General features: G+C 76.4%; 2 protein-coding genes. Both read left to right on the forward strand.

Features of this window, described 5'->3' with window-relative positions:
• Positions 1-3,136, forward strand: a 3,136-nt coding sequence (locus VR44_RS28910; protein WP_157880427.1) for a condensation domain-containing protein, incomplete at its 5' end; no start/stop codon positions are given.
• Positions 3,133-6,501 (forward strand): type I polyketide synthase (locus VR44_RS28915; RefSeq protein WP_157880428.1); only part of this gene is annotated, 3,369 nt, incomplete at its 3' end. The genes VR44_RS28910 and VR44_RS28915, both read left to right, overlap by 4 nt.

Here is a 6,501-nt window from a genome sequence, read left to right on the forward strand (position 1 = left end):
CCGGCGGCCCGACCCGGCCCGCGCGCCCGTCTCCGGCGGGCAGCGCCGGCTGTGGCTGATGGAGCAGCTCTACCCGCGGCTGAGCGCCTACAACGTCGTCGCCGCGGTGCGCGTCCCGGGCGGTCTCGACACGGCCCGGCTGCGCGATGCCCTCGACCTGGTCGTCCAGCGGCACGAGTCCCTGCGCACCGCCCTCCTCAGCGACGGGTCCGGCCCCTTCCAGGCGGTCTCCGAACGGGTGGAGCCACCGCTGGAGACCCGCGTGGTGGAGGGCGCCCTGACCGCGCGGCGCTGCCGGGCCCTGGCGGCCGGAGCCGCGCGGGTGCTGTACGCGCAGGGCGGGGACGGTGACGGCTGCCTGGTCGCCGTGCTGCACCACGCGATCGCCGACCAGCGCTCGGTGGACGTCTTCCTCGCGGAACTGGCCGCCGCCTACGACGGGTTCCCGCCCGCCGACGAGCCGCCGCACTTCGGCGACCTGCTGGTGGACCGGGCGGGCCGCGAGGACGCCGCCGAGCAGCGGGAACACCTCGCCTACTGGGTGGACCGGCTGGGCGACGCCCCGCGCACCCACGGGCTGCCTTTCCGGGCGCGCCGCCCGGCCGTCACCACCTTCGAGGGCGGCGCCGTCGACTCCACGGTGGGCGGGGCGGACGCCCGCCTCCTGGAGGACGTGGCGCGGCGCACCGGGGCCACTCCCGTCGCCGTGGTGCTCGCGGCCTTCACCGCCGTGCTCACCTCCTGGAGCGGACAGGAGGAGGTCGTCGTCGGCGTCCCCTGGTCCTCCCGCGACGGAGGCCCCAGCGAGGACGTCATCGGCTTCCTCATCGACACCCTGCCGGTGCGGGTCGACGTGGGGTCCGCGGAGAGTTTCTCCGCGCTGGTCCGCCAGGTCTCCGACACGATGATCGAAGCCCACGCCCACGCCGGCGCCGACTTCGAGCAGATCGTCCGGGCGCTGGGCCTGCCCCGCAACCTCAGCCGCAACCCGCTCTACCAGATCTGGTTCAACGACCTCACCCACGCCGCTCCCGCCCCCTCGTTCGACGGGATCCCGGCCGAGCCGGTCGAGCCGGGCACCACCGGCTCCCTGTTCGACCTCGGCCTGTACCTGCACCGGGACGGCGAGTCGGGCTACCGGCTCCAACTGGTGCACGCCCTCGACGTCTTCGACGCGGAGACCGCCCGGCACCTGCTCGGGCAGGTGGTCCGGCTCCTGCGGGAGGCGCCCGCCGACCCCGGCCGGGCACCGTACGGGTGGCCGCTGGGCGGCGACCGGCAGCCCGCCGGACCGGTCCCGCGTCCGGCCCTCACCGGCGTGGCCGAGGCCTTCGGGCAGGCGGCCGCCCTCCACTCCGACCGGGTGGCGCTGAGCCACCCCGGCGGCCGCATCACGTACGGGGAGCTGCACGACCGGGTCGTGGCACGCTCGCAGGCCCTGCACGCGGCCGGCTGGTCGGGGCGCGCCGTGCTACTGCCCGGCGACCGGTCGCCGGCGACCGTCGTCGAACTCCTCGCGGCCTGGCACTGCGGATGCTCGGTGGCCCTGGTGGACGCGGCCCTGCCCGCCCGCCGGCTGCTGGCCGCGCTCGCCGGCAGCGGCGCCGAGGCGGTGCTCACCGGCGGGGCCGCCGACTGGCCGGTACCGGTGCTGACCGGCCCGGACCTGCCGCGTCCGGCCACCGAGCCGGTCGTCCTCGACTGGGGGCACGCCCTGTGCACTTCGGGCACGACCGGCGAGCCCAGTGTGGTGTTCGCTCCGCGCGAGGCACTGCCCGAGGCACTGCACTGGTACCGCGAGGCCTTCGGCACCGGCCCCGACGACCGGTTCCTGATGCTGTCGGCGCCGGGCCACGACCCGGTCCTGCGCGACGTGCTGGTCCCCCTCACGAGCGGCGCCTCCCTCCACCTGCCGGCGGCGGGCACCGAGCCCGGGGCGCTCGTGGAGCTGCTGGCGGAGCAGCGGATCACGGCCGTGCACGCCACCCCGGGCCTGGCCCAGCTGCTCGCCTCGGCGGCGCAGGGCGCGGGCGGGCGGCTCGACCGGCTGAGGCACGTGGTGCTCTCCGGGGCACTGCTCACCGACCCGGTGGCCCGGGAGCTGCGGCGCGTCGCCCCCGACGCGGAGATCCACCACGGCTACGGGTCCACCGAGACCCCGCAGTTGAGCTCCTGGCTGCGCTGGCGCGACCCGGCGGGCGATCCCGTGCGACGCCGCCGCGACCGGGCGGGTGTGCCGCTGGCGGCCCACAGCCCCTGGCGCGAGCTCCTCGTCGAGGGCGCGGGCGTCGGACAGCTCGGGGAGATCCTCGTGCGCGGGCGCGGTCTGGCGATCGGCACCAGCCCGGTGCAGGAGCCGTCGCCGTTCGGGCCCGATCCTTACGGGGAGCCCGGGGTGACGGTGTACCGTACCGGCGACCTCGGCCGGTACACGCCCGACGGACTGATCGAGTTCGTGGGGCGGCGCGACCGGCAGGTGTCGGTCGGCGGCCACCGGCTCGAACCGGCCGAGATCGAGGCCGCGTTGCGCGCCCACGCGGCGGTGGCGCAGTGCGCCGTGGTCGTCTCCGGGACGGAGATCACCGCGTTCGTCGCGGCACCGGGCGCGGACCCGGGGCTCGGGGAGGAGCTGCGCCACGAGCTGGGCACCGTACTCCCGGCGTGGGCGGTGCCGGGCCGGATCGCCGTCATGGACGAACTCCCTCTCGACCGCAACGGGAAGGTCGACGTGCGCGCGGCCGCGGCCGCCCTGGCACTGGCCGCGCTGCGGGAGCAGCTCGGCGAGGGCTCCGCGGTACGCGACGAGGGGCTCGGCTCGCCCGATCCGCTGGACGCGGCCACGAACTTCTTCGACGCCGGTCTGACCTCCCTGTCGCTGCTGCGCCTGCGGGAGCGGCTGCGGGCGCGGGGGCTCGCCGTCGAGGTCGTGGACCTGTTCCGCTTCCCCAACCCGCGGACGCTCGCCCGCCACCTGCGCGGCGGCGGCGACGCCCGCCCGCCGGGCATCGCGCCGCCCGCCGCCGTGCGGCACGCCGCACCGGCCCGGGAGGCCGGCGCCGCACTGACCGGTACGGCCACCGCCCGGCGCGCGGTCCGCCGACGCATGAACGACCAGAAGAGGAACACTCAGCGATGAACCCGCCGCAGAAGCAGGACATGGACGTGACGACCGGCGAACAGACCGCAGCACCCGTCGCGATCGTCGGTATGGCCGGCAGGTTCCCCGGAGCGCGCGACCTCGAGGAGTTCTGGCTGGCCCTCTCGGAGGGCGAGGACTGCTTCAGCACCCTCGGCGACGAGGAGCTGCGGGCCGCGGGCGTCGAGGAACACCACCTCGCGGACCCGCACTACGTGCGCCGGGTCCCGCTGCTGGAGGACGCCGACCGGTTCGACGCCGCGTTCTTCGGGATGACCCCGCGCGAAGCCTCCATGCGCGATCCGCAGCAGCGGCTCTTCCTGGAGCTGGCGCACTCGGCCCTGGAGGACGCGGGCTACGACGCGTTCGCCGTGCCCGGCACGGTGGGCGTGTACGGCGGCGCCGCCTCCAACCGCTACGCCGAGTTCAACATCCGGGCGAACAAGGAGCTCGCGGCCCGCGCGGGCGCCCTGTCCCTGGACATCTACAACAACAACGACTACGTCGCCAGCACCGCCTCCTACCGGCTGGGCCTGACCGGGCCCGCCCTGTCGGTGGCCACCGCCTGCTCCACCTCCCTGGTGGCCGTGCACCTGGCGTGCGAGGCGCTGCGTTCGGGCGAGTGCGACGTCGCCCTCGCGGGCGGTACGGAGATCGAGCTGCCGTACGGGCACGGCTACCGCTGGGCGCCGGGCAGCATCTACTCGCAGGACGGCGTGTGCCGGCCCTTCGACGCGAAGGCCAACGGCACGGTCTTCGGCAACGGCGGCGGTGTCGTGGTCCTCAAGCTGCTCGCCGACGCGCTGGCGGACGGCGACCCGGTGCGGGCCGTGATCCGCGGCTCGGCGGTCACCAACGACGGCGCGGACCGGGTCAGTTTCAGCGCGCCGGGTGTGGACGGGCAGACACGGGCCGTGGTGGAGGCGATGACCGTGGCCGGGCTCGGGCCCGGGGACGTCGACTACGTCGAGGCGCACGGCACCGGCACGGACATCGGCGACTCGATCGAGATCGAGGCGCTCACCTCGGCGTACCGCTTCCTGGCCGAGGACGGCCGGCCGGCCCCGGCGAGCGTGGCGCTCGGCTCGGTGAAGTCGAACATCGGCCACCTCGGCCCGGCCGCCGGTGTCGCGGGTCTCATCAAGACCGTCCTGTGCCTGGAACACGGCGAGCTGGTACCCACGGTGCACTTCACCGAGCCCAATCCGAAGCTGAACCTGGATGCGACGCCCTTCCGGGTCGTGAGCCAGCGCGATGTCTGGCCGGGCGGGGGCGAGCGGCCGCGGACCGCCGCCGTCAGCTCGTTCGGCGTGGGCGGGACCAACGCGCACGTCCTGCTGGAGCAGGGCCCGGCCGCCCGTCCGGGCACCCCGGCCGACGGGCCCGAACTGCTCGTCTGGTCGGCGCGTACGGAGCCGGCCGAGGCGGAGGTCCGCAGGCGCCTCGCCCGGCACCTCACCTGGCAGGGCGAGGACGCCTTCGTGGACACCGTCTCGACGCTGCGCGGCGGCCGGACCGCGCACCGGGAACGGCGGGCCGCCGTCGCCGGATCGGCCCGGGACGCGGTGGCCCTGCTCTCCGGCACGGAGGGCCGCGGCGTGATCCGCCCGGCGGAGGGGGCGGCCGCCCGCCCGGTCGCGCTGCTCTTCCCCGGGCAGGGCTCCCAGCGCCCGGAGATGGCCGCCGGACTGATGGGCTACGACGGGACGTTCACCGAGACGATGCGCCGGTGCCTCGACACGGTGGCCGGGCTCGGCCTCGATCTCGAACCGGCGTGGCGCGGGCCGCACGCCGCCGAGCTGCTGGGGCGCACCGAGTACGCGCAGCCGTTGCTGGCCTCGGTCGGCGTCTCACTGGCGGCGATGTGGCGGGCGTGGGGCGTGTCCCCGGTCGCGCTGCTCGGCCACAGCGTGGGTGAGCTGGTCGCGGCCGTGGTGGCGGGGGTCACTGGCCTGGAGGACGGGCTGCGGCTGGTGACCGCGCGGGCGCAGGCCATGCAGGCCATGCCCGCCGGCTCGATGCTGGCGGTGTCCCTGGGTGAACGGGAGGCCCGGGAGCTCCTGGGCATCGCCGACGGCGTGGTGCCGGCGGCGGTGAACGGCCCCCGCCAGAGCGTTCTCGCGGGCCCCGCCGAGGCGATCGCCGAGGTCGAGGCCCGGCTGGTCGCGGAGGGCGTGCAGTGCAAGCTGCTCGCGACCTCGCACGCCTTCCACAGCCCGGCCATGGCGCCGGCGGCCGAACGCTTCCTGGAGGCGTTCGACGGGGTGTCCCTGTCCGCGCCGCGGATCCCGGTGGTCTCGGCCGCCACGGGTCTGCCGATGACCGACGAACAGGCCGTGGACCCCGCCTTCTGGGCCGGGCAGCTGACCACCCCGGTGCTGTTCGGGCCCGCGCTGGCGCGGCTCCTGGACGGACAGCGGCTCACCACCCTGGAGGCCGGTCCCGGACGCGCCCTGTCCACCCTGGCGCGCCGGCACGGCGCGGACGCCCTGGCCGTACCCGGCCTGGGCCCCGCCGGGAGCGACCGCGAGGCCGTCCTCGCGGCGGCCGGAGCGCTCTGGACCGAGGGCCACGACCTGCGCTGGGAGGCGGTCGGCCCGGCCCGGCCGGCCCGCCGGATCTCCCTGCCCGGCTATCCGTACCAGCGCGAGCGGCACTGGATCAGCCCGCCGGCGCCGACGGCGCCGCAGGAGTCCGGGACCATCGTGCCCGAGGCGGAACGGCCCGCGGCGGTGGACACGCACGGCCGGCCGGCCGCGGCCCCGGAGGCCGCCCCCGTAGCGGAGGCCACTCCCCCGCCCGTGCCCTCACCGCTGTCGGTGATGCGCTGGGAGGAGCTGCCCACCGGGACACGGCCGCCCCGCCACCGCAGCAGCGTCGCGCTGGCGCTGCTGCCGCAGGACCCGGACGCCGCCCGTCACGTGACGGCCGTACTGGGCCGGGCCGGGCACCGCGTGGTGCCCGCCCGGCCCGACAGCCTGCGTTCCGTGCTGGACGGGCTGCTGGCCCGGGGCGAGGAACCCGCCGTCTACGTGCACGCCCTCGCGGCGCAGCCCTGGCCGGAGGCCACCCCCGACACGGTGGAGTCGCAGGCCGCCGCGGGCGTGGAGAGCGCGTACGCCCTCGTCCAGACGGTGGTCCGGCACTCCCGGCTGCGCCTGCCCGCCCGTTTCCTGCTGCTCGCCGCGCAGGCCGCCGACGTGTCCGGCGGCGAGAGCGTCAACCCGGCCAAGGCGGCGCTCGCCGGGCTGGCCCGGACCGTACCGCTCGAAGTGCCCGGCGCGCAGTGCATGCTGCTCGACGTGTCACCGGGCACGGACGCGGACCTGATCACCCAGCAGGTGCAGGAGCCGCAGTGGCCCGCG

It is taken from the genome of Streptomyces katrae, from assembly GCF_000966975.1.
In the GTDB taxonomy this organism is placed as follows: Bacteria; Actinomycetota; Actinomycetes; order Streptomycetales; family Streptomycetaceae; genus Streptomyces; species Streptomyces katrae.